Annotated in this window: 20 protein-coding genes and 1 pseudogene; 6 read left to right on the top strand and 15 right to left on the bottom strand. The window is 60.7% G+C overall.

Annotated elements, in window-relative coordinates; all coding sequences use genetic code 11:
* The first annotated feature begins 300 nt into the window (after positions 1–300).
* Together CCGE525_RS10330 and CCGE525_RS10335 are read left to right on the top strand one after the other, a co-directional pair.
* On the top strand, positions 301–957 hold the full coding sequence (locus CCGE525_RS10330; protein WP_120706360.1) for a dihydrofolate reductase family protein: 657 nt from the start codon (positions 301–303) through the stop codon (positions 955–957).
* A gap of 158 nt (positions 958–1,115) precedes the next feature.
* Positions 1,116–1,535 (top strand): hypothetical protein, encoded by a 420-nt coding sequence (locus CCGE525_RS10335; protein ID WP_245472120.1) that lies wholly within the window; start codon positions 1,116–1,118, stop codon positions 1,533–1,535.
* A 276-nt stretch (positions 1,536–1,811) separates the two neighbouring features.
* Here the strand turns inward: CCGE525_RS10335 and CCGE525_RS10345 are convergent, their stop codons facing one another.
* The 7 genes from CCGE525_RS10345 to CCGE525_RS38940 form a co-directional block, all read right to left on the bottom strand.
* Positions 1,812–3,005 carry an IS91 family transposase gene (locus CCGE525_RS10345; protein WP_120703951.1) on the bottom strand — a complete coding sequence of 398 codons (1,194 nt, stop codon included), beginning with the start codon at positions 3,003–3,005 and terminating at the stop codon, positions 1,812–1,814.
* A 10-nt stretch (positions 3,006–3,015) separates the two neighbouring features.
* Positions 3,016–3,903 carry a tyrosine-type recombinase/integrase gene (locus tag CCGE525_RS10350; RefSeq protein ID WP_120703950.1) on the bottom strand — a complete coding sequence of 296 codons (888 nt, stop codon included), beginning with the start codon at positions 3,901–3,903 and terminating at the stop codon, positions 3,016–3,018.
* Positions 3,904–4,379: 476 nt separating this feature from the next.
* On the bottom strand, positions 4,380–5,573 hold the full coding sequence (locus CCGE525_RS10360; RefSeq protein ID WP_120703951.1) for an IS91 family transposase: 1,194 nt from the start codon (positions 5,571–5,573) through the stop codon (positions 4,380–4,382).
* Between the two features lie 10 nt (positions 5,574–5,583).
* The gene (locus CCGE525_RS10365; protein ID WP_120703950.1) at positions 5,584–6,471 is read right to left on the bottom strand and encodes a tyrosine-type recombinase/integrase; all 888 of its coding nucleotides are present in this window, start codon (positions 6,469–6,471) and stop codon (positions 5,584–5,586) included.
* 476 nt (positions 6,472–6,947) lie between these two features.
* Positions 6,948–8,141 carry an IS91 family transposase gene (locus CCGE525_RS10375; RefSeq protein WP_120703951.1) on the bottom strand — a complete coding sequence of 398 codons (1,194 nt, stop codon included), beginning with the start codon at positions 8,139–8,141 and terminating at the stop codon, positions 6,948–6,950.
* Between the two features lie 10 nt (positions 8,142–8,151).
* Positions 8,152–9,039, bottom strand: coding sequence for a tyrosine-type recombinase/integrase (locus CCGE525_RS10380; protein ID WP_120703950.1), 888 nt, complete (start codon positions 9,037–9,039; stop codon positions 8,152–8,154).
* A 610-nt stretch (positions 9,040–9,649) separates the two neighbouring features.
* A complete protein-coding gene (locus CCGE525_RS38940) occupies positions 9,650–12,418 on the bottom strand; it encodes an autotransporter family protein (protein ID WP_245472121.1) in 2,769 nt (922 codons plus the stop codon).
* Positions 12,419–13,343: 925 nt separating this feature from the next.
* On the opposite strand from CCGE525_RS38940, the gene CCGE525_RS10395 reads away from it, so the two are divergent.
* Both CCGE525_RS10395 and CCGE525_RS10400 read left to right on the top strand, forming a co-directional pair.
* Complete coding sequence (locus tag CCGE525_RS10395) at positions 13,344–14,084, top strand: class I SAM-dependent methyltransferase (RefSeq protein WP_162950150.1); 741 nt, start codon at positions 13,344–13,346, stop codon at positions 14,082–14,084.
* Positions 14,085–14,669: 585 nt separating this feature from the next.
* Positions 14,670–15,407, top strand: a complete 738-nt coding sequence (locus CCGE525_RS10400) for a hypothetical protein (RefSeq protein ID WP_120704177.1) — start codon at positions 14,670–14,672, stop codon at positions 15,405–15,407.
* Positions 15,408–15,413: 6 nt separating this feature from the next.
* Here CCGE525_RS10400 and CCGE525_RS10405 read toward each other — a convergent pair whose 3' ends face one another.
* Positions 15,414–16,841: an ISNCY family transposase gene (locus tag CCGE525_RS10405; protein WP_120704178.1), complete on the bottom strand. Its 1,428-nt coding sequence runs from the start codon at positions 16,839–16,841 to the stop codon at positions 15,414–15,416.
* Positions 16,842–17,248: 407 nt separating this feature from the next.
* Between CCGE525_RS10405 and CCGE525_RS10415 the strand changes: the two genes are divergently transcribed.
* The gene (locus tag CCGE525_RS10415) at positions 17,249–17,551 is read left to right on the top strand and encodes an adenylate cyclase (RefSeq protein ID WP_205587446.1); all 303 of its coding nucleotides are present in this window, start codon (positions 17,249–17,251) and stop codon (positions 17,549–17,551) included.
* A gap of 97 nt (positions 17,552–17,648) precedes the next feature.
* Here CCGE525_RS10415 and CCGE525_RS10420 read toward each other — a convergent pair whose 3' ends face one another.
* The 4 genes and pseudogenes from CCGE525_RS10420 to metG form a co-directional block, all read right to left on the bottom strand.
* Complete coding sequence (locus CCGE525_RS10420; protein ID WP_120704180.1) at positions 17,649–18,140, bottom strand: YbaK/EbsC family protein; 492 nt, start codon at positions 18,138–18,140, stop codon at positions 17,649–17,651.
* Positions 18,137–18,964: an MBL fold metallo-hydrolase gene (locus tag CCGE525_RS10425; protein WP_120704181.1), complete on the bottom strand. Its 828-nt coding sequence runs from the start codon at positions 18,962–18,964 to the stop codon at positions 18,137–18,139. The genes CCGE525_RS10420 and CCGE525_RS10425 overlap by 4 nt, the downstream gene beginning before the upstream one ends.
* A gap of 4 nt (positions 18,965–18,968) precedes the next feature.
* Positions 18,969–19,751, bottom strand: a complete 783-nt coding sequence (locus CCGE525_RS10430; RefSeq protein WP_120704182.1) for a TatD family hydrolase — start codon at positions 19,749–19,751, stop codon at positions 18,969–18,971.
* A 14-nt stretch (positions 19,752–19,765) separates the two neighbouring features.
* Positions 19,766–21,327: pseudogene (gene metG, locus CCGE525_RS10435) on the bottom strand (methionine--tRNA ligase).
* 305 nt (positions 21,328–21,632) lie between these two features.
* Between metG and CCGE525_RS10440 the strand changes: the two are divergent.
* Positions 21,633–22,376, top strand: coding sequence for a sulfite exporter TauE/SafE family protein (locus tag CCGE525_RS10440; RefSeq protein ID WP_245472122.1), 744 nt, complete (start codon positions 21,633–21,635; stop codon positions 22,374–22,376).
* A 13-nt stretch (positions 22,377–22,389) separates the two neighbouring features.
* Here the strand turns inward: CCGE525_RS10440 and CCGE525_RS10445 are convergent, their stop codons facing one another.
* From CCGE525_RS10445 to CCGE525_RS10455, 3 genes are all read right to left on the bottom strand, one after another.
* Entirely contained in the window at positions 22,390–23,427 is a 1,038-nt protein-coding gene (locus tag CCGE525_RS10445) for a DNA polymerase III subunit delta' (RefSeq protein ID WP_120704183.1), read from the bottom strand.
* Positions 23,424–24,107, bottom strand: a complete 684-nt coding sequence (tmk, locus tag CCGE525_RS10450) for a dTMP kinase (RefSeq protein ID WP_120704184.1) — start codon at positions 24,105–24,107, stop codon at positions 23,424–23,426. The genes CCGE525_RS10445 and tmk overlap by 4 nt, the downstream gene beginning before the upstream one ends.
* Before the next feature lie 151 nt (positions 24,108–24,258).
* Positions 24,259–25,470 carry a D-alanyl-D-alanine carboxypeptidase family protein gene (locus CCGE525_RS10455; RefSeq protein ID WP_120704185.1) on the bottom strand — a complete coding sequence of 404 codons (1,212 nt, stop codon included), beginning with the start codon at positions 25,468–25,470 and terminating at the stop codon, positions 24,259–24,261.
* Position 25,471: the final 1 nt, after the last annotated feature.

A 25,471-nucleotide genomic window follows, 5' to 3' on the forward strand; every position in this document is an offset into this window, starting at 1 on the left:
AGGCGGGCCCGAAATCGGGTTCGGATCGCAAAGGAAATATTGGTAGGACGAATGTCGCCGATTCCAGCCTGTCATTCAAGAGTCAATTGGTCACAAGTGCTACCTGGACGTTAGATTGCGTGTTTGGGGATGGGCCGTATTCGACTGTGTTACGGTGTGACGAATTTGCGTTCGGACATCGTGGCGGCAGGCGCTGCCGGCAGTGATGAAAAGTCTCGGACAGAAATTCCAAGCGCCCGTCGGTTTCACCTGGAGAGAAACGTCCTAGGATCGACAACCCCGGAGTTCATGGAGGATATCATGCGCAGGATCATTGCAGCTACATTCGTCAGCCTGGACGGCGTCATGCAGGCGCCAGGCGGTCCGCAGGAGGATCCGACCGGCGGATTCCAGTTCGGCGGCTGGACGTTCCATTATTTCGACGAAGCGACAGGCGCAGCCCTGGGCCAGATGTTCGACAAGCCATTCGACCTGCTGCTTGGCCGCAAGACCTACGATATCTTTGCCGCCCATTGGCCCTACGCCGGTGAAGACGACCCGATCGCCGTGCTGTTCAACAAGGTCACCAAATATGTTGCGACCCGCAAGGATGCCACGCTTGACTGGAACAATAGCCAATCGCTTGGCGCCGATGTCGCGGCAGCGCTGACGGAACTTAAGAAAGGCGAGGGGCCGGATCTCCTGATCCAGGGGAGTAGCGATCTTATTCAGACTCTGCTTCGCCATGGACTGATCGACGAATACAATCTGCTGATCTTCCCCCTGGTGCTTGGCAAGGGCAAAAGGCTCTTCGGCGATGGAACCGCTCCGGCCGCCATGAAACTCATCCGCTCGCAATCCTTCCCAAGCGGCATCATCATGGCAACTTACGAGCCCGCCGGCGACGTCAAGACCGGCTCTTTTGCGCTGCAGGACCCGTCGGAGGCTGAAATCCAGCGCCGCCAGAGTTTGGAATAATCGCCAAGAGATTGCATGATCCCGCCATACACTACGAAAAAAGACCCAGAACCGATGTTGGGTGTCGATGGAGGCAATCCTATTTGCTACCATGACACGAAATATCTGAGGAATCACGGCGCAGATTGCAAAGGCGCATGTGGGGAAAAAGGGGCGCAATGAAAAAGCTTATGATTTTGGTGGCCATCACTACGGTGGCCTTTTCTGTGTCGGCGCAGGCGCAACCGGTCTGGAGCAAAGGCGGGTATGAATACGACAAAAATCTTTTGAGCGATCCCACGACCCTCAACTGGAACATCGACGCATGTAGCCACGGCGCCATCAAATCTGAAGTGCAGGAGAAGCTGGCGAAGCTGATGGGCGTTTCAGAGGCCAATGTCCGCTATGAGTTTTGCCGCAGGGTCCTCACGGCTTACGCGAAGGGTGCCATCCCCTATGAGGACTACCTTCAGTTTGCCAAAAGTCACGTTCTGGCTCCGAGCATTTGGAGGGCTTTGAAGATCGCCGGTTCGGTGAAGGTTTTTCGATGCGGGCCGCGGTGTGACGGTGGCGGCTGGGCGTGTGTCGGCCCGCGTTGAAAAACCTTCCAAGGAGGAGGCCTGCGGGGGCTGGGTGGAGCGCCTATGGGGAAAGCGTGCGGCTGCGGTTTTCTGAGGTGGCTATCGGTGGGAGCGTCGGGTGCAAGCGGGTTGCCCCGAAGGCTTGCAATGACGCGATCGGGGTTGGGGTGCTCCTCTTTCGTAGGCCTCGCATCGGCGGTTTTGCAGTGTGCGGCGTTGCCTGGCGCAAATCGGCGCCACCCCGGAATGCATCGCAGATCCGGGCCGGCCTTGGCTGATGTGACAGGCGTTTCGTCATGCGGCGTCCTTTCGGGGTGGCGCACGGGATTTGGGTCGCTGGCCACGGCGGAATATCTCGACGATGCGCATCGGGCCGCCGCAATCTGGGCATGGCTGCCTCAGGGTGAGCGGGATGCTCTCGGCGCTTGGCGTGTCGTCCTGTGATGGCGCTTCCGTCCCGAGCAGTTTCCTTATCTTTGCGACATTGGCCTTGCGGCCTGCTCCGGCCAGCAGGCCGTAGTGGCGGATGCGGTGGAATCCGTCGGGCAGCACGTGGATTAGGAAGCGGCGGATGAACTCGTCGGTGGCCAGCCGCATGACCTTGTGACGGTCACCGGTCTTGATGCGGTAGTCCTTCCAGCGGAAGGTGACCGCCTCGGCATTCGCGCTGATCAGGCGGCTGTTCGAGATCGCCACGCGGTGCGTGTAGCGGCTGAGATAGGCCAGCACGGCCTCGGGGCCGCCGAATGGGGGCTTGGTGTAGACGACCCAGTCGGATTTGCGGAAGGGGGCAAGCCAGGCAGCGAAGGCATCCGCCTCTGCAAGCCGGGCTAGATCGCCGAAGAAGCAGAGCACCCCGGATTGACTGAGTGCCATCAGTCCTTCGAGAAACAGCCGCCGAAACAGACGAGACAGAACCTTTATGGGCAGAAGGAACCCCGGGCGACAGCCAATCCAGCGCGTGCCATCCGGCGACAGTCCACCGCCGGGCACGACGATGTGCACATGCGGGTGATGGGTCAGCGCCGACCCCCAGGTGTGCAGCACGCTGGTCATGCCGATGTTTGCGCCAAGGTGCCGGGGATCGGCGGCGATGGTGGTCAACGTCTCCGCCGATGCCCGGAATAGAAGATCATAGACCGTCTTCTTATTCCAATAGGCGATCTGCGCGATCTCGGCGGGGATGGTGAAGACAACATGGAAATACTCGACCGGCAGCAGGTCTTCGGCACGGGCGGCCATCCAGTCCCGCGCCGCGGGTCCCTGGCACTTCGGGCAGTGCCGATTCTTGCAGGAATTGTAGGCGATGTGATGGTGGCCGCATTTGGCACAGGCTGCCACATGCCCGCCGAGCGCCTCGGTTCGGCAGGCCTCGATCGCCGCCATGACCTTGAGCTGGGTCAGGCTAACATGCCCGGCATTGGCCCGCCGCCACGCCGGGCCATAGGCACGGAAGATGTCGGCGATCTCCAGTTTTGGCCGGATCACCGGACGGGCGCTACTCCAGTTCGCGTCGGAGCGTTTGGTCCTGCAGCTTCTTCAGGGTCTCGAACGGGCTGATCGTGTCGCGGATCGTCTTCGTGGCGACATGCATATAACGGGCGGTGGTCGTCAGCTTGGCGTGTCCCAGAAGGACCTGGATCACCCGCACATCCGTGTTCGCTTCCAGCAGGTGGGTGGCAAAACTGTGCCGCAGGGTGTGCAGCGTCGCTGGCTTGGCGATCCCGGCCAGTTTTTTGGCGGCGGTGAAGGCGCGGTTGAGCTGCCGCGGCGAGATCGGGTTGATCTTCGGTTTGCCAGGAAAAAGCCAGCCCTGCGGCCGTGACTCGCGCCAATAGTCGCGCAAGAGTTCCAGCAGCAGGGGCGACAGCATCACCTTGCGGTCCTTCTGTCCCTTGCCCTGTTCGACATGGATCAGCATCCGATCGCTGTCGATGTCGCTGATCTTGAGGTTGCAGACTTCGGAGGCCCGCAGTCCGGCGCCATAGGAGATGCTGAGCGCCGCTCGATACTTCAGGCCCGGCCCCTGGGCCGCCACAAGCAGGTCGGAAACCTCCTCAACGCTCAAGACAACGGGCAACTTCTGCGGTTGCCGACGGAACTGCATATGCCGCTTCATCTCTTCGCGGTCGCAGGTGATGCCGAAAAAGAACCTCAGCGCGACGATGCGGGCGTTGAAGGTCGGCGGCGTGACGCCCGCATTGGTCATGTGCAATTGGTAGGCGCGCAGGTCGTCGGGTGTCGCGGTATCCGGAGATCGCTTCAGAAACCCGGCGAAATCCTTGATCGCCCGAATATGGGCTTGCCGGACTTTGTCGCCCATCCCGCGGATGCGCATGTCTTCGATCATCCGTTCGCGCAGCGGGGTCGTCTTCTCCTCCGTCATGGGAACCTCCTGTCTGGTGATTGAGAAGACCCCAATCCTCAGCCAGGACGGCAAACCCACAAAATGCACGGCGTTCAGATCGTTGCTGCACCGTCACCACGGGCGCCAATGCCGCGCGAGCGGCTTCGTCCTTGGTGAAGGTTTTTCGATGCGGGCCGCGGTGTGACGGTGGCGGCTGGGCGTGTGTCGGCCCGCGTTGAAAAACCTTCCAAGGAGGAGGCCTGCGGGGGCTGGGTGGAGCGCCTATGGGGAAAGCGTGCGGCTGCGGTTTTCTGAGGTGGCTATCGGTGGGAGCGTCGGGTGCAAGCGGGTTGCCCCGAAGGCTTGCAATGACGCGATCGGGGTTGGGGTGCTCCTCTTTCGTAGGCCTCGCATCGGCGGTTTTGCAGTGTGCGGCGTTGCCTGGCGCAAATCGGCGCCACCCCGGAATGCATCGCAGATCCGGGCCGGCCTTGGCTGATGTGACAGGCGTTTCGTCATGCGGCGTCCTTTCGGGGTGGCGCACGGGATTTGGGTCGCTGGCCACGGCGGAATATCTCGACGATGCGCATCGGGCCGCCGCAATCTGGGCATGGCTGCCTCAGGGTGAGCGGGATGCTCTCGGCGCTTGGCGTGTCGTCCTGTGATGGCGCTTCCGTCCCGAGCAGTTTCCTTATCTTTGCGACATTGGCCTTGCGGCCTGCTCCGGCCAGCAGGCCGTAGTGGCGGATGCGGTGGAATCCGTCGGGCAGCACGTGGATTAGGAAGCGGCGGATGAACTCGTCGGTGGCCAGCCGCATGACCTTGTGACGGTCACCGGTCTTGATGCGGTAGTCCTTCCAGCGGAAGGTGACCGCCTCGGCATTCGCGCTGATCAGGCGGCTGTTCGAGATCGCCACGCGGTGCGTGTAGCGGCTGAGATAGGCCAGCACGGCCTCGGGGCCGCCGAATGGGGGCTTGGTGTAGACGACCCAGTCGGATTTGCGGAAGGGGGCAAGCCAGGCAGCGAAGGCATCCGCCTCTGCAAGCCGGGCTAGATCGCCGAAGAAGCAGAGCACCCCGGATTGACTGAGTGCCATCAGTCCTTCGAGAAACAGCCGCCGAAACAGACGAGACAGAACCTTTATGGGCAGAAGGAACCCCGGGCGACAGCCAATCCAGCGCGTGCCATCCGGCGACAGTCCACCGCCGGGCACGACGATGTGCACATGCGGGTGATGGGTCAGCGCCGACCCCCAGGTGTGCAGCACGCTGGTCATGCCGATGTTTGCGCCAAGGTGCCGGGGATCGGCGGCGATGGTGGTCAACGTCTCCGCCGATGCCCGGAATAGAAGATCATAGACCGTCTTCTTATTCCAATAGGCGATCTGCGCGATCTCGGCGGGGATGGTGAAGACAACATGGAAATACTCGACCGGCAGCAGGTCTTCGGCACGGGCGGCCATCCAGTCCCGCGCCGCGGGTCCCTGGCACTTCGGGCAGTGCCGATTCTTGCAGGAATTGTAGGCGATGTGATGGTGGCCGCATTTGGCACAGGCTGCCACATGCCCGCCGAGCGCCTCGGTTCGGCAGGCCTCGATCGCCGCCATGACCTTGAGCTGGGTCAGGCTAACATGCCCGGCATTGGCCCGCCGCCACGCCGGGCCATAGGCACGGAAGATGTCGGCGATCTCCAGTTTTGGCCGGATCACCGGACGGGCGCTACTCCAGTTCGCGTCGGAGCGTTTGGTCCTGCAGCTTCTTCAGGGTCTCGAACGGGCTGATCGTGTCGCGGATCGTCTTCGTGGCGACATGCATATAACGGGCGGTGGTCGTCAGCTTGGCGTGTCCCAGAAGGACCTGGATCACCCGCACATCCGTGTTCGCTTCCAGCAGGTGGGTGGCAAAACTGTGCCGCAGGGTGTGCAGCGTCGCTGGCTTGGCGATCCCGGCCAGTTTTTTGGCGGCGGTGAAGGCGCGGTTGAGCTGCCGCGGCGAGATCGGGTTGATCTTCGGTTTGCCAGGAAAAAGCCAGCCCTGCGGCCGTGACTCGCGCCAATAGTCGCGCAAGAGTTCCAGCAGCAGGGGCGACAGCATCACCTTGCGGTCCTTCTGTCCCTTGCCCTGTTCGACATGGATCAGCATCCGATCGCTGTCGATGTCGCTGATCTTGAGGTTGCAGACTTCGGAGGCCCGCAGTCCGGCGCCATAGGAGATGCTGAGCGCCGCTCGATACTTCAGGCCCGGCCCCTGGGCCGCCACAAGCAGGTCGGAAACCTCCTCAACGCTCAAGACAACGGGCAACTTCTGCGGTTGCCGACGGAACTGCATATGCCGCTTCATCTCTTCGCGGTCGCAGGTGATGCCGAAAAAGAACCTCAGCGCGACGATGCGGGCGTTGAAGGTCGGCGGCGTGACGCCCGCATTGGTCATGTGCAATTGGTAGGCGCGCAGGTCGTCGGGTGTCGCGGTATCCGGAGATCGCTTCAGAAACCCGGCGAAATCCTTGATCGCCCGAATATGGGCTTGCCGGACTTTGTCGCCCATCCCGCGGATGCGCATGTCTTCGATCATCCGTTCGCGCAGCGGGGTCGTCTTCTCCTCCGTCATGGGAACCTCCTGTCTGGTGATTGAGAAGACCCCAATCCTCAGCCAGGACGGCAAACCCACAAAATGCACGGCGTTCAGATCGTTGCTGCACCGTCACCACGGGCGCCAATGCCGCGCGAGCGGCTTCGTCCTTGGTGAAGGTTTTTCGATGCGGGCCGCGGTGTGACGGTGGCGGCTGGGCGTGTGTCGGCCCGCGTTGAAAAACCTTCCAAGGAGGAGGCCTGCGGGGGCTGGGTGGAGCGCCTATGGGGAAAGCGTGCGGCTGCGGTTTTCTGAGGTGGCTATCGGTGGGAGCGTCGGGTGCAAGCGGGTTGCCCCGAAGGCTTGCAATGACGCGATCGGGGTTGGGGTGCTCCTCTTTCGTAGGCCTCGCATCGGCGGTTTTGCAGTGTGCGGCGTTGCCTGGCGCAAATCGGCGCCACCCCGGAATGCATCGCAGATCCGGGCCGGCCTTGGCTGATGTGACAGGCGTTTCGTCATGCGGCGTCCTTTCGGGGTGGCGCACGGGATTTGGGTCGCTGGCCACGGCGGAATATCTCGACGATGCGCATCGGGCCGCCGCAATCTGGGCATGGCTGCCTCAGGGTGAGCGGGATGCTCTCGGCGCTTGGCGTGTCGTCCTGTGATGGCGCTTCCGTCCCGAGCAGTTTCCTTATCTTTGCGACATTGGCCTTGCGGCCTGCTCCGGCCAGCAGGCCGTAGTGGCGGATGCGGTGGAATCCGTCGGGCAGCACGTGGATTAGGAAGCGGCGGATGAACTCGTCGGTGGCCAGCCGCATGACCTTGTGACGGTCACCGGTCTTGATGCGGTAGTCCTTCCAGCGGAAGGTGACCGCCTCGGCATTCGCGCTGATCAGGCGGCTGTTCGAGATCGCCACGCGGTGCGTGTAGCGGCTGAGATAGGCCAGCACGGCCTCGGGGCCGCCGAATGGGGGCTTGGTGTAGACGACCCAGTCGGATTTGCGGAAGGGGGCAAGCCAGGCAGCGAAGGCATCCGCCTCTGCAAGCCGGGCTAGATCGCCGAAGAAGCAGAGCACCCCGGATTGACTGAGTGCCATCAGTCCTTCGAGAAACAGCCGCCGAAACAGACGAGACAGAACCTTTATGGGCAGAAGGAACCCCGGGCGACAGCCAATCCAGCGCGTGCCATCCGGCGACAGTCCACCGCCGGGCACGACGATGTGCACATGCGGGTGATGGGTCAGCGCCGACCCCCAGGTGTGCAGCACGCTGGTCATGCCGATGTTTGCGCCAAGGTGCCGGGGATCGGCGGCGATGGTGGTCAACGTCTCCGCCGATGCCCGGAATAGAAGATCATAGACCGTCTTCTTATTCCAATAGGCGATCTGCGCGATCTCGGCGGGGATGGTGAAGACAACATGGAAATACTCGACCGGCAGCAGGTCTTCGGCACGGGCGGCCATCCAGTCCCGCGCCGCGGGTCCCTGGCACTTCGGGCAGTGCCGATTCTTGCAGGAATTGTAGGCGATGTGATGGTGGCCGCATTTGGCACAGGCTGCCACATGCCCGCCGAGCGCCTCGGTTCGGCAGGCCTCGATCGCCGCCATGACCTTGAGCTGGGTCAGGCTAACATGCCCGGCATTGGCCCGCCGCCACGCCGGGCCATAGGCACGGAAGATGTCGGCGATCTCCAGTTTTGGCCGGATCACCGGACGGGCGCTACTCCAGTTCGCGTCGGAGCGTTTGGTCCTGCAGCTTCTTCAGGGTCTCGAACGGGCTGATCGTGTCGCGGATCGTCTTCGTGGCGACATGCATATAACGGGCGGTGGTCGTCAGCTTGGCGTGTCCCAGAAGGACCTGGATCACCCGCACATCCGTGTTCGCTTCCAGCAGGTGGGTGGCAAAACTGTGCCGCAGGGTGTGCAGCGTCGCTGGCTTGGCGATCCCGGCCAGTTTTTTGGCGGCGGTGAAGGCGCGGTTGAGCTGCCGCGGCGAGATCGGGTTGATCTTCGGTTTGCCAGGAAAAAGCCAGCCCTGCGGCCGTGACTCGCGCCAATAGTCGCGCAAGAGTTCCAGCAGCAGGGGCGACAGCATCACCTTGCGGTCCTTCTGTCCCTTGCCCTGTTCGACATGGATCAGCATCCGATCGCTGTCGATGTCGCTGATCTTGAGGTTGCAGACTTCGGAGGCCCGCAGTCCGGCGCCATAGGAGATGCTGAGCGCCGCTCGATACTTCAGGCCCGGCCCCTGGGCCGCCACAAGCAGGTCGGAAACCTCCTCAACGCTCAAGACAACGGGCAACTTCTGCGGTTGCCGACGGAACTGCATATGCCGCTTCATCTCTTCGCGGTCGCAGGTGATGCCGAAAAAGAACCTCAGCGCGACGATGCGGGCGTTGAAGGTCGGCGGCGTGACGCCCGCATTGGTCATGTGCAATTGGTAGGCGCGCAGGTCGTCGGGTGTCGCGGTATCCGGAGATCGCTTCAGAAACCCGGCGAAATCCTTGATCGCCCGAATATGGGCTTGCCGGACTTTGTCGCCCATCCCGCGGATGCGCATGTCTTCGATCATCCGTTCGCGCAGCGGGGTCGTCTTCTCCTCCGTCATGGGAACCTCCTGTCTGGTGATTGAGAAGACCCCAATCCTCAGCCAGGACGGCAAACCCACAAAATGCACGGCGTTCAGATCGTTGCTGCACCGTCACCACGGGCGCCAATGCCGCGCGAGCGGCTTCGTCCTCGGGCCTAAAGACGTCGCAGGGTCGCGGGCAGGGTGACATCGTCCTTCCGGTTTCCGCAAAAATGGACTCCGGCGAGACGTTCAAAGGCTCCACGATAGCGTCGCACGGCACCGGCCGCTTCTCGGTCCAATCCTCGCGCCATTCGGTGAAATGTGCCGGCACCTACGACCTCAGGGACCGGCGCCCGACAGTGACTCTTCCCATCAAATGTTCGGACGGTCGCACTGGCAATGCCGAGGTCACCAGAACGCCGGACCTCATGTCAGCCTGGGGGAAGGTAAAGCTGTCGGATGGAAGCACCGGACGGCTGACCGTTGGTACGGTTCGCAAACAGTCGTGACAGGCGGGAACAGTACAGCGTGGCACGGAGGCCTGGCACCGGCGAAGTTGGCTGAATTTGCCAGGTTTCCATGACCTCAAATGGTTACGGTGCTCATAGCCGAGGTGTCGGCGCGGCTGCCCGCGCCGTAGCCGATTCTACCACTTGACCCGGAGGCCGGCGGTTCCGCTGATGGCATAGCTGTCGCCGAAGTTTTCGAGCGAAGACTTGGCCGCGACCTCGCCATAGAGCGAGAAGCGGTCACCGTTCCAATCATAGGAGCCGCCGAGGGTGAGCCCCGCCCAGACACGGTCGTTTTCGTTCTTGAAGCCGACACCGGCGACGTCCACGGAAGTACCGTCCAGAAACTCGGAGTAAAGATTGGCGGCGCCGTAGAATTTTGCGCGTGCCGTCTGACCATTGTCTTTCCGCCAGGTCTCCTCGCGGTCGAGCGCCACGCCAAGCCGGCCGATCAGGCTGTCACCGTTATTGAGGGAAACGCGCGCTGCGAACCGGTCGTTAAAGCTGTCGAAATTGACGGAGGAATAGACGAGCTGGGCCTGCGGCGTGATCGACCATGGTCCTGCGGCAGCAAAGCGTTTGCCGGTCTCAAGGCTCAGGGCGTAGCCGAAGCCGTTGTTGCCATTCTCCAAGTCGCCATCGAAAAGATCCGATTTAAGGTTGCTGTCATACCAAGTCGCCTGGCTCTGCGTGTCGACATAGAAGCCATTCTCGCCGTACCAGGTAAGCGTCGCGCCGACGCCATAGCCGTTCGTGTGAATGTCGCCGTCGCCGTAAACCGAGCTGATATTGCCGGAGACCGTGCCGTAATGCACGTTGAAGCCGCCGATCAGCCGGCCGTTATGATCCTGATAAAGCTCGCTGTCGAGCCCGCCTTCCAGCTTGAACAGATCGTAATCGTAGCTGGTGTCGCTCGTGCTGATATCCGGCTCAATTCTGGCATGCATGCCCTCTGTGCGCAGCCAGAAGCCCTCCAACCCCTTGGCTGGCGTGACCTTGTCGTCGGCGGGCCAGTAGCGGTCGCCGAGACGCTGCTGCAGCGTGGAAAGCCCGTTCAGGCTGAGCAGCAGTTGCGGATAAGCTTCATAAAGCGGAACGCCGGGCTGATAGAGCGGCGCTTCGGGAACGACGGGCGTGGCAGGATCGGCTGGATTGGACAGCAGCGCCGAACGGAGATACCAATCGCCGTCGGCCGGGTTAGAGATGCCGTTCTGATAAAGCCGATAGGCATAGGCGCCGGCGACGACGGCCTGATTGCCCTGGAAAACATAGTCGCCCTGCAGCGAGAAGGTGCCGGCCGAGACGCCGCCGATATCGATGATCTTGATGCCTTCGACAGTCTGTGCGCCCGCGCCGCCGAGGTTGATCACTTTGACATTGGTCGTGCCGGACGTGTTGCCGGTGACGACGAGACGATCGGTGGGAGATGCGTCGTTGCCGAGCGCGGTTTCGATCTCCAGCGTGCCGCCGTTGCCGGCATAATCGCCATTGATCGTCAGCGTTCCGATCGAATTGCCGGGGGCGATGGTGCCGGCATTGCTGGTCGTGCCGACCTGGCCATTGCCCTGCAGCCGCCCGCCCGCCAAAACATCGAGCGTGCCGCCGAGAATGCCGTTCACCGACAGCGTACCCGCCTGGACGATGGTATTGCCGGCGAACGCGGAATTGTCGGCCGTCAGGATGGTCTTGCCGCTGCCAATCTGGCTGATGGTGCCACTGCCGGAAATCAGATTGTCGAAGGTAAAAACGTCCGAGCGGTTGAAGGCCAGCGTCCCGTTATCGGTGATCTTGCCGACGACACTGCCCGAGGTGCCGCCGTCGCCTATTGCCAGTGTACCATTCTGAATATCCCAATTCGTCGTTGCCGTGCCAGTGCCGATCAGCGACCACGTGCTGCTGCCTGTCTTTTCGAACGTGTCGAAGTTCTGGTATTGCGGGCCGATTGTCGAGACATCGAAGCTGTCGCTGCCGGTACCGCCGAGTCGGAGCACGTCTGTAGTCGGTGTTGCGCCAGCGACGACATTGCCCTGGATCACCGAACCCGGCTGCAGTTCGAGCGTCAGCGTGCCCGTCGTCGCCGCCGACCGGTCGATCGCGTTCGCCTGGCCGGCACCGGCGCGGATCGTGCCACTATTGACGATGTTGAGGCTCAACGTTGCGGTCGAGGCCGCGATGGCGACGGCGCCCGTGCCGCCCTCGATCATGCCGGAATTGACGATCTGTCCCGCCGTCGCGCCTTGCGCGGAAATGCCCGCACCTGCAGCTCCAGTTCCGTTGCCTGGCCCGTTTCCTCCGCGGATCGTCCCAGTGTTGAGGATTGTGTTGGGGCCGCCAATCACATTGCCGTAAGCGACACCTGCTCCGCCGCCAACCGACGTGCTGTCGCCACCAACGATGGTGCCGTTATTGGTTAGAGACGAGCCTGAAAGCACACGCACGCCGGCGCCGCCCGATGCGAGTGCACCACCGCCGCCACCCCCATCGCCACCGCGGATCGATCCGTCATTGGTGAATTTGGTGGCAGAAACGACGGCGCCGATCTGCCCTGCCGTCGTGGCGGCGGCACCGGCGTTTGCTGCCGTGAGAGTGCCGGAGAAGGTGACGGGGACAAGAGCTCCGGTCGCTTGCTGGATTGTGAGAGTGCCTCTGGTGGTGCCGGCTGCCGGATCGTAGGTATTCGACAGGACAAACCCGTTGGTATCGATCGTGATCGATTTCGTCGGGATCGGCATTGTCGCCGTTGAAATGGAGAAATTGCCGGTCATGGTGATCGTAGAACTTGGGTCGCCGTCCCCGTTCGCGGTCGTGATGGCATTGCGCAGTTGCGTTTCGTTGCTAACCGGGTAATCCCTCGCGGTAGCTGCCGATGGGAGCCAGCTTGAGAGCGCCAGTGTAGCGAGGCTCACGCCCGCAAGAAATTTTCCATTGCCAATAGTCCACTTGCAATCGCCGCCGCCCACGCACGTCTCCATAAGTAATTTCTAGCGAAAAAAATGCATTCATAAGACGAAATTTTCCGAGTCTATTGGTGCTGTTCCCGTAAGCCGCTGCCTAGCCAAAAAGCGAAGCCGCATGTCCAAAAAGCGGCGGTTTGTTGCTGAATGTTGCTGGGTAGCAACATTGTGTTTCTGAATGTGACAGTTATATAAATCAACAAGTTAAGGGTTATTAATTTCCATGCGGGGAACATGCCGCGCCGTAAGGATGCCGCTCGTAGATCTCGCAATGGGGCACCAGCTGGCGACAATTTAAAGGCTGGTGATTCTGGCAGTACTCGCCCGGCAGCAATTGCGGCATGCTTTGTTGCGCCCATGCTCGAAAATGGACGACACCATCGACGTTGCGGTCATCAGGCATCGTCACTCATAGCAACGGCGCCTCTGGTTCGTGGGTCGATTGGATCGATGATGCCGGGCCGGGCGCTCTTCGGGAAGCCGACATCTTTGGCGATCGGCCACCCAAGCGCATCATGCCTGCCTTACGGGGAGGGGATTGGGCTTCTTCGTGCAAATGTGCGTTGAAAACGCCAACTGGCACTTTGCATTCGGGGCATTTTCGCAGCCGATCGTTGAGACGGCGATCTCACAATAGATAGTCGAGCGGTGACGGCTGAGCTGAGGAGCCATCTTGTGGGACATGTTTATCCGCTGCGCTCGTGCTGTCGCCGTAGGATCAACACGGATTAATGAATCCGTATTAGGCCGGGCTATTTGGTTCCACTTGTGGTACCCTTCGAAAATGAAGGATCCACCATTGGCCGCGACTGGCCTGGTGCCTTCTGGAATTTTGGAAATATTTCCACGCATTAGGTCAAACGGGGAGGAGACCGGCATGACCCATGATGCACGTCTGGTGCGCGAGCGTGACTTTCACAACGAACGCTTCAGTGCCCCGGAAGAACGCAAAGAGGACTCGTTCTATTTCGCCGTCAAACCCGCAGTAGACGCTTATTGGCGGCTGGTGAGGGCGGCTTGCCCGGAGCGGGAAGTGCTCGAATACGGGTGCTCGAACGGCATGAGCAGCATTGGTCTTGCGCCCTCCGCCAAGCGGATCACCGGTATCGACATTTCGGATGTCGCTATTCAACAGGCCACGAATGCGGCAGTTCGCCGTGGGTTCAGCAACGTGACGTTCCAAGTCGACAATGCCGAAGACATGAAGCTACCGTCGGCGGGTTTTGATGTCGTCTTCGGCAGTGGTATCCTTCACCACCTCGTCCTGGAGAAATCGCTTCGCGAGATCCGGCGTGTGCTGCGACCCGGCGGCAGGGCCTTCTTCTTCGAGCCGCTCGGTCACAACCCCGTGATCAATCTCTATCGCAACTGGACGCCCGACGCCCGCACGGTCGATGAGCACCCGCTCTTGAAATCCGACTTCGCGATCGTGCGCAAGTATTTCTCGAAGTGCGATCTGGAATTCTTCGGGCTCGCCACGCTCGCTTCCATACCGTTTCGCGGGAGCCCGCTCGGCGCCGCGGTCCGGGCGGCCGGCGAGCAGATCGACAATTTGCTGCTTAAAATCCCGGGCGCCAGATGGCAGGCCTGGATCGTCGTCATGGCCTTGGAGGCATAAACGCCACGCGATCGAAGTCCCAACCTGCCGTTCCCGCAGTTGCGCGAACGGTCGAGAAGCTACGCAAGTGCATCACGCCGACGTTTAGGAAGGCTGACGCCGTCGGCCACCGGCAATCTGTTCCGGCCGCCAGTGGGTCCGGGACTTCTCGATCACCATGTTTCGCGGACGCGGATGGCGCCTGAGTTTTCTCGAGCGCCGTCTCGTTGATCGGAACTTGCGCTCGACAAGGCAGTGAAGCATTGCCGATCGGCGAGGGTCAGTTGCGGATAGCCTCGGGAAATGCCAAAATCTCCAAAGCGAAACCATTGAAATCATTGGCATGTCGCACTTGGAAATAGAATGTACCCCTCCTACAAGCAATGTCAAAGCTGATTAGAGGCGCGACGTTGTCAGCCGGTTAGAAACGCGACATTGGCTCTAGCGATCAGCCCCCGACCGAACCGGCTCATCCGGTTGCAAGGGAAGGGAGGGGGGGGTGATAACATTCCCCTTCGGCTTTAGCTTTCTCACTGGCAATTGATCTTTTGCCGCTCGATACTCTCCGGCATCTGCATGGCGCAGGGTAGGGATCAAAGTGGCACGATGCTTCCGGAAATCAAACTGCAGGGTGACGTCAATATCACCGCGCTGTCACCACTTCTTCGCGGTATGCTTTTGTCTGTTGCCTATGCTGACGGTGAGGGTGGCATAGGATTGACGGCGACCGGCGCCATGAACCGCAAGTTCGTGCATTGGGCCGCTGTGCACTTCCTCTGGCCAGGGTTCACAGCCGAAGACCTCTACAGCATGAACAAGGTGCTGAACGAAAGCGACATGCCGCCGCTCTGGGTCGTGCGCGATATGACACGTCATCTGAAACTTCTTCGCCGGAAAAAGGATGTGCTGCTGCTAACCAGACGCGGACGGGAGTTTCTGGTGAACCCACAAGCCTTCTTCGATCTGGTCGCCACAGATTATCTCTATTCCTATGTCCATGCCACCGAGCGAGAAGAAGAAGTCCGGGCGCGATTAAGGTGGTGGCGCATGTTCCTCAATCTTCTCAATATCAAGGCCAGAGAAGGTTGCACGCCAATGGACGTTGTAAAGATCCTCTATCCGGACTTCGCGTCTCTGTCGGACACGGAGATAACCCTAGAAGCCTGGCAGTTGAAATCCGAGCTCCAATATGGCGTCTTTCGACGCTTGTGCTGGCTCGGCTTGCTCTATGAGGCCCGAGAGGGGCTCACGGTTCTGCAGGGCGGATCCTTCCACAAGACGCCACTTTGGGCAGCTTGCCTGCAGTTGGAATCGGACACGCAGAGCGACATCGGCGTGCATTGACGATCCCTATTCCGCCGCTGGCTGCCTCGATAGCGCTTTCTCTCGCCGCGCAATCACCGCCGGATCGTTCATGAAATCCGTCCTCCGACCGGGCTTGCGGCCACGTTTCTGATAACCGTTGCTTTGGCTGCCATCCGGTATTCCAAACATATGATCCGTCTGGCCGGCGCGGCTGGGACCACTCTTGCTGCGCTGCTGTTCCCGTCCAGCCTGCATCTCCGCGACGATCGACAGCATGTCGTCCAAACGCTTGTTCTCAACGACTGCCGAGCGATGCACCGATCGCAGCTTGTCGAAGGTTCTGTAGGGCAGGGTATAACTCTCATGCATGATCTCGAGGCGACCGTCCGGATAGTCACAGACGATGACCTTCTTACCCGCCAGCGCCGTTGCGCGCTCTGTCGGGTCGAGAATGAACAGCACCTTGTCGTAGCGCAGCGTCAGGGCCTGCGACAGCGTGCGGACTTCTTTGCGGCACATGGCCCCATCAAGGTTCTCATGATCGGCCAGTGACCGATGCATATCCTTCGGATTGCGTGGCGGCTTGCCGAACCGCTTATTGAAATCTGCCATGAATTCTGGCGCATAGGCGTTGGCTGCCGCGATTGTGTCAATGCCACGAAGCCGCAATTCCTTCACCAACCGGTCCTGCAGCGTCTGATTGGCCCGCTCTACGCGGCCTTTGGCCTGCGGGGTGTTGGCGCAAATAATGTCGATGTTCAGCTCATAAAGTGCCCGGCCAAACTGCGTCAACCCGCTCGTCCGGTCTTTCTCCGACGCCTGGGTTGAACGAAAGACACCGTGCTTGTCGCTGTAGAAAGCGAGCGGTTTGCCCCACTGCTGTAAATACGCCTTCGTCGCATGCAGGTAGTCGAATGTGTTCTCCGACCCGGCGAACCGTAGATGCAACAGCTTGCCGGTGGCGTCGTCGATGTAGACGAGCAGGGCGCATTTGGGGCCGCGATTCTCAAACCACCAGTGATGCGAGCCATCGATCTGCACCAGTTCGCCAAAGCAGTCGCGCCGGCCGCGTGGCTGGAAAACCCGCTTCTTGCGCTCACGACGCGAAACCCAGATGCCGGCCTCGGTCATCCATTGCCGCAGCGTCTCCTTGGCGACCGAGATCTGATGCACCTCGATCAGCTTCTCGCGCGCCAGCGTCGGACCGAAATCCGGATAGCGCTCGCGGATCAGATCCAGCGCCGCGTTGCGAAACTCCTCGCTGTGGCGCCGGTTGCTCGGCTGCAATCGCTTCTTCGAAACGAGGCCGGCTGGCCCATCCCGGTCATAGGCCTGTAGTAGCCGATGGACCTGACTTCGACTGAGGTCGAGCAGTTCGGCAGCCTGCACGACGCTCAGGCGTTCGTCACGGATCTTCTGGATGACTTCGAGGCGATGCAACTCTTTCTGCGACATGGTGATCAAACAGGACATGACGTCTCCAACCGCTCATGGTCTCGACCAGGCTTAGGGTCGTCATCCTTGCTCCCAACGTTGGCTTTAACCAGTGCGTCGAGAGGCGAGACTGTCGCATCTCTAACTGGCCCAACTGTCGCATTACTAAATAGCCGCTACAAGCAAATATCAGATAAGATAGATTATGGAACTAATCGATCATTTTGGCAGTGTTGCGTTCCGCCTCGTGTTAAGCGCAGCATCCCTTCGCCCGCTAGAAAACATGCCGCGCAATCTGAACTCGACGTCGATACCTCCAGTGACGAATGGCGGTGTCAGTGTTGGCGCTTAGTGCGCAGAGGGTGAAAGAATGAAAGCGCCGGCGAATAAATCGCGAGCCGAAGTGTTCACTCCTCACAGCGTAAAATGCTTTGGGAGAACACATCATGAAACATCTCGTCACGCCGATAATGCGTGGCGCATTCTTACTCATAGGCTCCACCGGCTTGGCTTTGGCCGCCAATGTCCACACGGCAACAGGGACAACGGGTCAGCCCAGCCAACATATTGGCAGCGTTCAAACGGGCAGTGCCACGCCGGGTAACGCCGCCTCTTCCCCAGGGTCAGCGTTCAACCCAAATGGGACCGCGGGAACACACTATGCGGGCAACGTGCCGCAGAGCTCCAAGAATCCGAAAAGCGTATCGCAGTACGATGTGGCTGGCTTCCAGCAGTCCCATAATCACTAAGTGACGGAATTGCGCTTAGCAGACTGTCCGTCAGTGCATGATTGAATCGTTGCGACCTCAAATTAGGAGGCCGCAGCCGCAGCCCACAGGACCTGTCTCAGCTCGGCCTTACACGAATGACATTGGCTCCGATCTTCTCCGCCAAAATCTTGGGATCGCAGGCAAAAATGCTATCCGGCCGTCCCGCCGCGCACCAGACCTGGTCATAGCCCAACAGGCTTTCGTCGATGAAAACCGGCAGTTTTACGCGATGGCCGATGGGACCGACGCCGCCGATAGCGAAGCCGGTTTCGTCGCGGACGCGATCGATGTCGGCGCGCTTTAGACGAAGCCCGTAAGTGGCTAAAATATATCCCGTATCGGCATTGTGGGCGCCGGAAACGAGAAGCAGCGTCAAGCCGTGAGTTTCCGCGTTGACGAAGACCAACGATTTGACGATCTGGCCGACGACGCACCCAGCCGCATTGGCAGCTTCCTCAGCCGTGCGGGTCGATTGCTCCATGCGCTTTATAGCGATGTCGAGGCCGAGGTCACGGGCCGCCAGCTCGACGCGCTCCAGGCTTGAAAGCTTCTTGCTGTCCTCGCTCATAGATCATCATCCTCTACATCGAGTTCGATCCGCATCTGATCGTAGGCCGGTTCGACATTGTCGGGTGTTTCCGCAAGCACGGTCGCATAATCAAGCGGTGTGTGCATATGCGTCAGGATCGCGTGCCGCGGCTGCAGCCGCTCGATCCAGGCGAGCGATTGCTCCAGCGAGAGATGGCTTGGATGCGGCCGGTATTGCAGCGCATCGATGATCAGGACATCGAGGTTTTGAACTCGCTCGACAGATTCCGCCGGGAAGTCGCTGATATCGCTGCAATAAGCAAGCGCGCCGATGCGAAAACCAAGCGAGTGGATGTCGCCATGCTGCTGCTTGTGCGGCCAGAAGGTGATCGGGCCGCCCGGCCCTTCGACCGTGAAACTTTTGTCCAGGCTTTCGATGATGATCGGCCGCACGATCGGCGGATAGTTGCTGCCCGGCGGCGTTTCCAGGCAATAGCCGAAGCCCTCGCGGATGCGGTCCATGGTCGGCTGGTCGGCATAGATCGGAATGAGCTCATGCGAATTGTGGAAGAAACCGCGCAGGTCGTCGAGGCCGTGGATATGGTCGGCATGGGCGTGCGTATAGAGCACCGCGTCGATGGACCCTACGCCAGCGCGGATCATCTGCTCGCGGAAATCCGGTCCGGTGTCGATGACGACGGTGGTAATGCCGCCATCCGGCGCGATCTGCTCGATCATGAAGGCGGAGCGTGTACGCCGGTTTTTCGGATTCTTGGGATCGCAGGCGCCCCAATCGCCGGTGATGCGCGGCACCCCCGGCGACGACGAGCAGCCCAAGATGGTGAAGCGCCGCCGGTGAGTCACGCCGTCAGACCCTCGTCATCCGGGAGAAGCAGCGGAACGCATTCTCAGTGGTAATTGCGGCGATCTCATCCATGCTGACGCCGATCGTATCCGCCAGCACCTCGGCCGTATTGACGACGTAGGATGGCTCGTTGCGCTTGCCGCGCCAGCGCTTCGGCGCAAGATACGGCGCATCGGTCTCGACCAGCAGCCGGTCATGCGGGATCGTCTTAGCGATCTCGCGCAGCTCCTCGGACTTCGGGAAGGTGAGAATGCCGGAGAAGGAAATATAGCCGCCGAGCTCGACCCCGGTGCGGGCGAGGGCCGGGCCGGAAGAGAAACAATGCAGGATGAAGGGGAAGGCCCCCTTCCCTGTTTCCTCGGTCAGGATCGCGGCCATGTCCTCATCAGCGCTGCGGCTGTGAATGACCAGCGGCAGTTGCGTTTCGCGTGCAGCCGCGATGTGGCGCAGGAAGCCGGTCTTCTGATCTTCCGGCTTCACGGTGTCGTAGAAATAATCCAACCCCGCCTCGCCGATCGCGACGACCTTCTCGTGCTGCTTGGCGAGCCGCACCAGATCCTCGATCTGGATATCCAATTCCTCGTCGGCATTGTTTGGATGCGTGCCGACCGAGCAGAAGACGGATGGATATTGCTCGGTGATCGCCAGCAGCCCATCGAGCTTGCGGACGCGGGTCGAGATGGTCACCATCTGCTTGACGCCGATCTCATGGGCGCGCGCGACGATCGCGTCGCGTTCTTCCGCGAAGTCGGCAAAATCCAGATGGCAATGCGTATCGATCAGCATGGCAGCAGAGACCCTTATTCGACCGCCGGCGCCACATAGCGCGGGAAGACCGGTTTGGGTGCTTCCAAGGGCGTTCCGGGAACGAGCCGTCCGGCCTCGCCGAGCGCCGCGAAATCGCGCTTATCAGCGGGAATGGCGATCAGATCGAGCAGCTTCGCCGAAGAGTCCGGCATGAACGGCTGCAGGAGAATGCCGATCTGGCGAACGACATCGGCGGTGACGTAGAGCACGGTTGCCATACGCGCCGGATCGGTTTTCTTCAAAGCCCAAGGTTCTTGGCCGCGAAATAGCGGTCGCTTTCGGAGACGACGGCTATGATCGAAGCCAGCGCGCGGTGGATGAGTTGCTTACCCATGTCCTCGCGCGTGGACGCCAGCAGCGCGTCGGCCTGCGCCAGCAGCGCCTTGTCCTCGTCGGTCAGCTCACCCGGTTCCGGGATCTTGCCGTCGCAATTCTTGACGATCATCGACAGCGAGCGGCTGGCGAGGTTGCCGATGCCATTGGCAAGATCGGAATTGATGCGCGTGCCGATCGCCTCTTCGCTATAGCTGCCGTCCTGGCCGAAGGAGACTTCGCGCAGGAAGAAATAGCGCACCTGATCCAGGCCGAAGTGGTTCACCAGATTGACCGGATCGACGACATTGCCGAGCGACTTCGACATCTTCTCGCCCTTGTTGAGCAGGAAGCCATGGGCATAGACGCGCTTCGGCAAGGGCAGCTTCGCCGACATCAGGAAGGCCGGCCAATATACGGCGTGGAAGCGGATGATGTCCTTGCCGATGATGTGTGCATCGGCCGGCCAGTATTTTGCCCGCGGATTGTTCCGGTCTTCGATATAGCCGGTCGCCGTGATGTAGTTCGTCAGCGCATCGACCCAGACATACATGACATGCGCCGGATCGTTCGGCACCTTGATACCCCAGTCGAACGTCGTGCGCGAAATCGACAGGTCCTTGAGGCCCGATTTGACGAAGGAGATCACCTCGTTACGGCGCTCGGCCGGACCGATGAAATCCGGGTTCTCCTCGTAATGCTTCAGCAAGCGGTCCTGGTATTCCGAGAGCTTGAAGAAATGGCTTTCCTCCTGCACCCACTCGACCGGCGTGCCCTGAGGCCCATAGCGGACGCCATCGGCGCGAAGCTCTGTTTCGTTTTCCTGGTAATAGGCCTCGTCACGCACCGAATACCAGCCGGCATAGGAATCCTTGTAGATATCGCCGGCGTCGGCCATCAGGTTCCAGATGTTCTGCGAGGTCACGTGGTGGCGGGCCTGCGTCGTGCGGATGAAGTCGTCGTTCGAGGCGTTGAGCAGCTTGCCCATCGCCTGGAACTCGCCAGAATTGCGGTCGGCGAGCTGCTGTGCCGTCAGGCCTTCAGCGCGCGCCGTCTGCTGCATCTTCTGTCCATGTTCGTCCGTGCCGGTCAGGAAAAAGACGTCGAGCCCGTCCAGCCGCTGGAAGCGCGCCATTGCGTCGGTGGCAATCAGCTCATAGGCATGGCCGATATGCGGCTTGCCATTGGGATAGGCGATCGCGGTGGTGATGTAGAACGGGGTCTTATCGGTCTTATCGGTCATATCGGGCAATGGTCCGCTTTACGGTTTCGTCATTGTTATTCTTGCACCTGCTCGCTTTAGCGCATGTTTGCTGGGAGCGAAACACCAAGTTTCGCGCTCGCAGCAATGCACGCTCCGTGGATGTCGTCGCTTGACTCGATCCAACCTCGGCTTTACCCCTTCACAAAACCAAAGCGCAGGACAGGGACCGCCGTGAATTTCATTTTCATATTTAGCAGCGTGTCCAACGGCTTGAAAGGGCCGTGGTTTTGAGTTTTCCGGCCTCGTTCCAACCCCTGTATTCCTTTTCCGGTTTTTTTGTCGGCATGTTGGTTGGCATCACCGGCGTTGGTGGCGGTTCGTTGATGACGCCCTTGCTGGTCTTGCTGTTCGGCGTCCATCCGGCCACTGCCGTCGGCACCGATCTCCTTTATGCTGCGATCACCAAGACGGCCGGCACTGCGGTGCACGGCATGCACGGACGGGTGAACTGGAAAGTGGTGGGGCTGCTTGCCTCGGGCAGCGTACCGTCCGCACTCCTCATGTTGTGGATCATGGCCGGTGTCAACCGTGAGAGCCCGGCGGTCGCCCAAACGATCACGCTGACCCTCGGCTGCCTTCTATTTCTAACGTCGCTGATGTTGATTTTTCGCGGCCAGATTTTGGATGCCATTCGAAAATGGCGAGGCGAGCGCGGGACACTGAAGCCCCGGACGATCGCTATATTGACCATCGTTCTGGGCCTTACGCTCGGTACGCTTGTCACCATGACGTCAGTCGGCGCCGGCGCGCTTGGCGTCACCGTGCTGCTGGTGCTCTATCCGCGTCTCGATGTACGGGAGATTGTCGGTTCGGATATCGTCCATGCCGTGCCACTGACATTGATCGGCGGCATGGGGTATTGGTTCATCGGCGAGATCAACTGGACGATGCTGTTTGCATTGCTGCTGGGCTCGATTCCCGGCATCGTCACGGGCAGCCTGCTGGCGCCGCGCTTGCACGAGCGGCTGGTGCGGCTGATCCTGGCCGTCACGCTGATGATCGTCGCCTGGAAGCTGCTCTTTCCTTAGAGCAAAGTCAGGGCTAGGCGGAAAGCTGCTGCTTGAGATCGCCGAGAATGGTGATGATCGTTTGCTTGCGATCGAGATTGTAGGCCTGCGATATGTTGAGCCGCTCGGTGACGTCAGCATAGAGGCGGGCGAGTCTTTCAGCCACGGTAAGATGCCCCTCCAGCGCAGCCGCCCTCGCCCGGGCCATGATGTCGTCGCCGATATGCGACACGAAGAAGCCGAAGATCGTGTCACTTTCCTTGGCCGACAGCGCGTCGGCAAGACGATGCATTGCCCGGCGTGCGGCAGGCCCGTTCGCCGCGATGACTTGCTCATAGGCCGCGACGATTTCGCCGCCGCCATAGTTCAGCAGTTTCAGCGCCTCGCTGACGCTGCCCTTGGCCGCCGCCAGCAACTCCGCGCCCTGTCCCTGCGCCAGGCTGATGCCGAGATGCGCAAGCGCGTTCCCCAAAGCATCGTCGCTCAGCGGCGCCAGCTTCAGCGGCAGGCAGCGCGATCGGATGGTTGGCAGCAGCTTGCCCGGCGCGTGCGATAGCACAAGAAACAAGGCCCGCTTCGGCGGCTCCTCGAGGATTTTCAATATGGCATTGGCGGCGCTGCGATTGAGATCATCGGCCGGGTCGATGACGACAATACGCCAGTTGCCGGTGCCGGAGGTCTGTGAAAAGAACTTGCCGGCGCGGCGCACCTCGTCGACGGTAATCGCGGACTTCACTTTGCCGGTCTTGTCGTCGACGGGACGGGCAAGATGCAGCAGATTGTGCGAGGCACCGCCGGAAATCTGTCGGCTGATGGCGGAATTAGGATCCGGATCGCCGATCGTCACCGGCGCGGCAGCCGGATCGGGATGAGACAGAACATGATTGGCGAAGCGGAAGGCGAGCGTCGCCTTGCCGATGCCCTCCGGTCCCTCGATCAGGATGGCATGGTGGCCTTTGCCGGAGCGATAGGATTGCGCCAGAAAGGCTTCCGCCTCCTCATGGCCGAAGAGTCTGATATTATCCTGAGGCGGAATCGCACCGTCCAGAACGCCGGGCCGCTCGTCGCTCATTGCGCCACTTCCGGGCTGGAGGCCGGCATATTGTCCGTCAATGTCAACCGCTCTTCGATGATGTCGGCAATTTCATCGGCAATTGCGTCTTCCGGGCGCTGCGCGTCGACGACGTGGCAACGGCCGGGGTCGCGCGCTGCGATGTCCAGAAAGGCTTCCCGACGCTTCTCATGGGTCTGCATCTCTTCTTTTTCGAAGCGATCCGGTGCCGCCGTCGCCGAAGCGCGCCTACGTGCGCGCTCAAGGCCGATCTCGGCGGGGATATCGAGGATCAGCGTGCAGTCCGGCACCACGCCGTTGACCGCGACCCGTTGCAGAGCTTCGATGAAATCAGGTTCGAGATTGCCGGTCACGCCCTGATACACGCGCGAGGAATCCATGAAACGATCGCAAAGTACGATCGTTCCGCGTGCCAGCGCCGGGCGGATGACCTCTTCGACATGATCGTTGCGCGCCGCGGCGAACAGGATCGCCTCCATCCGCGTGCCGAACATCTCGGCCGCGCCGGAGAGCAACACGTGCCGCACGGCTTCCGCCCCCGGCGAGCCGCCGGGTTCGCGGGTCACCAAAACGTTATGGCCAAGCCCGCGCAACCGTTCCGCCAGGCGACGAATCTGGGTCGATTTGCCGGCCCCTTCCCCGCCCTCGAAGCTCACGAACAATCCGGTTGCATCAGCCAATGATCATGTCCTGCCCTTGTTTTACGCTTTTCTGCCGTAGCGTGACGTGTGCCCTGTTTAACCCAAGATAGGCGCTGGTGAAACTACGCAAGTAACCGCGCCTGACATTCTATATAGGCCGTAAACAGGGATTTCGCGAGGCAGGAAACAATCAAGTTGGCGTCGGCGTGTCCCAGAGCCAGGAGAACAGCAGCGTTTCCGTCAGCTCCAGAAAGGCATCGAAGGCGCGGCTGCGAAGCGTCCCCTGGGCGACCGCCTCCTTGGTATAGAGCGGCAATTCGCGCAGCAGTCGCGCACCCGAAAAGACACGAAGCGTTCCCGCTTCGTAGCCGGCTGCGACGGGTGCCGTCAGCGGCCAGCGATAGACGATGCGGGCCGAAAGGCGATCGGGATTGTTGAGCGGCACGTAGACATCGACCGGTACTTTGGCGAGCACGCCGACCGTGGACTGCGCCCCGCCATAGACGCTGACGTTGCCGATCACTTCGCCATCGGCAAAGATACGCTGGCTCTTGAAGTTACTGAGGCCCCATTCCAGCACACGGCGGGTTTCCTCGGTGCGTTCCTTGTCCGATTTCAGGCCGCCGAGCGCCAGAATCAGCCGCCGGCCGTCGCGCTGGATGGAGGCGACGATCGAATAGCCCTCGCCTTCGGCAAAGCCGGTACCAAGGCCATCGACGCCGATGTTCAGCAAAAGCATCGGATTGCGGTTGCGCTGGAAGATCCTGTTCCAGGTGAAATCCGCCTGACCGAAATATTTGTAGAGATCGGCGTGCTTTTCCTGCAGGTCCTTTGCCAACGTCACCAGCTCGTGCACGGAGACTTTGCTGCCGCCACTGGGATCGTCAGGGTCCGGAAGGCCGGTGGAGTTGGTGAAAACCGCTTTGGGCATGCCGATCTCGCGCGCATGCGCCGTCATGCGCCGGGCGAATTCCGCTTCACTGATAGAAATGCCTTCGGCAAGGATCATGCAGCCATCATTGGCCTGCTGTACGGCAACGCCCTGTATCAGGTCGCCGACGCGCACGCGCGATTTCAGCGCGGCGAACATGGTCGACGTGCGCGACGGTGCACCGCCCTTGCGCCACGAATTTTCAGAAACCGGATATTCGGTATCGAGCGAAATCTCCCCTCGCCCGATCGCATCGAAGACGACATCCAGGGTCATCAGCTTGGCGAGAGACGCCGGAGAAATCGGTTGATTCTCATCCTTGGCAAGCAGGATCGTGCCGGTGGAGGCTTCAATCATGAAGGCCTGCGCAGCCTTGGTATCGAAAGCGGGCGGCGGTGCCTGCTGCGCCACGGCCGGCAGGCATTCAACCCCGATAAGAAAGGAAAACGCGAGAAAAAAGCCTCTTAACATG

Origin of the sequence: Rhizobium jaguaris, assembly GCF_003627755.1 — a bacterium.
Classification (GTDB): Bacteria; Pseudomonadota; Alphaproteobacteria; order Rhizobiales; family Rhizobiaceae; genus Rhizobium; species Rhizobium jaguaris.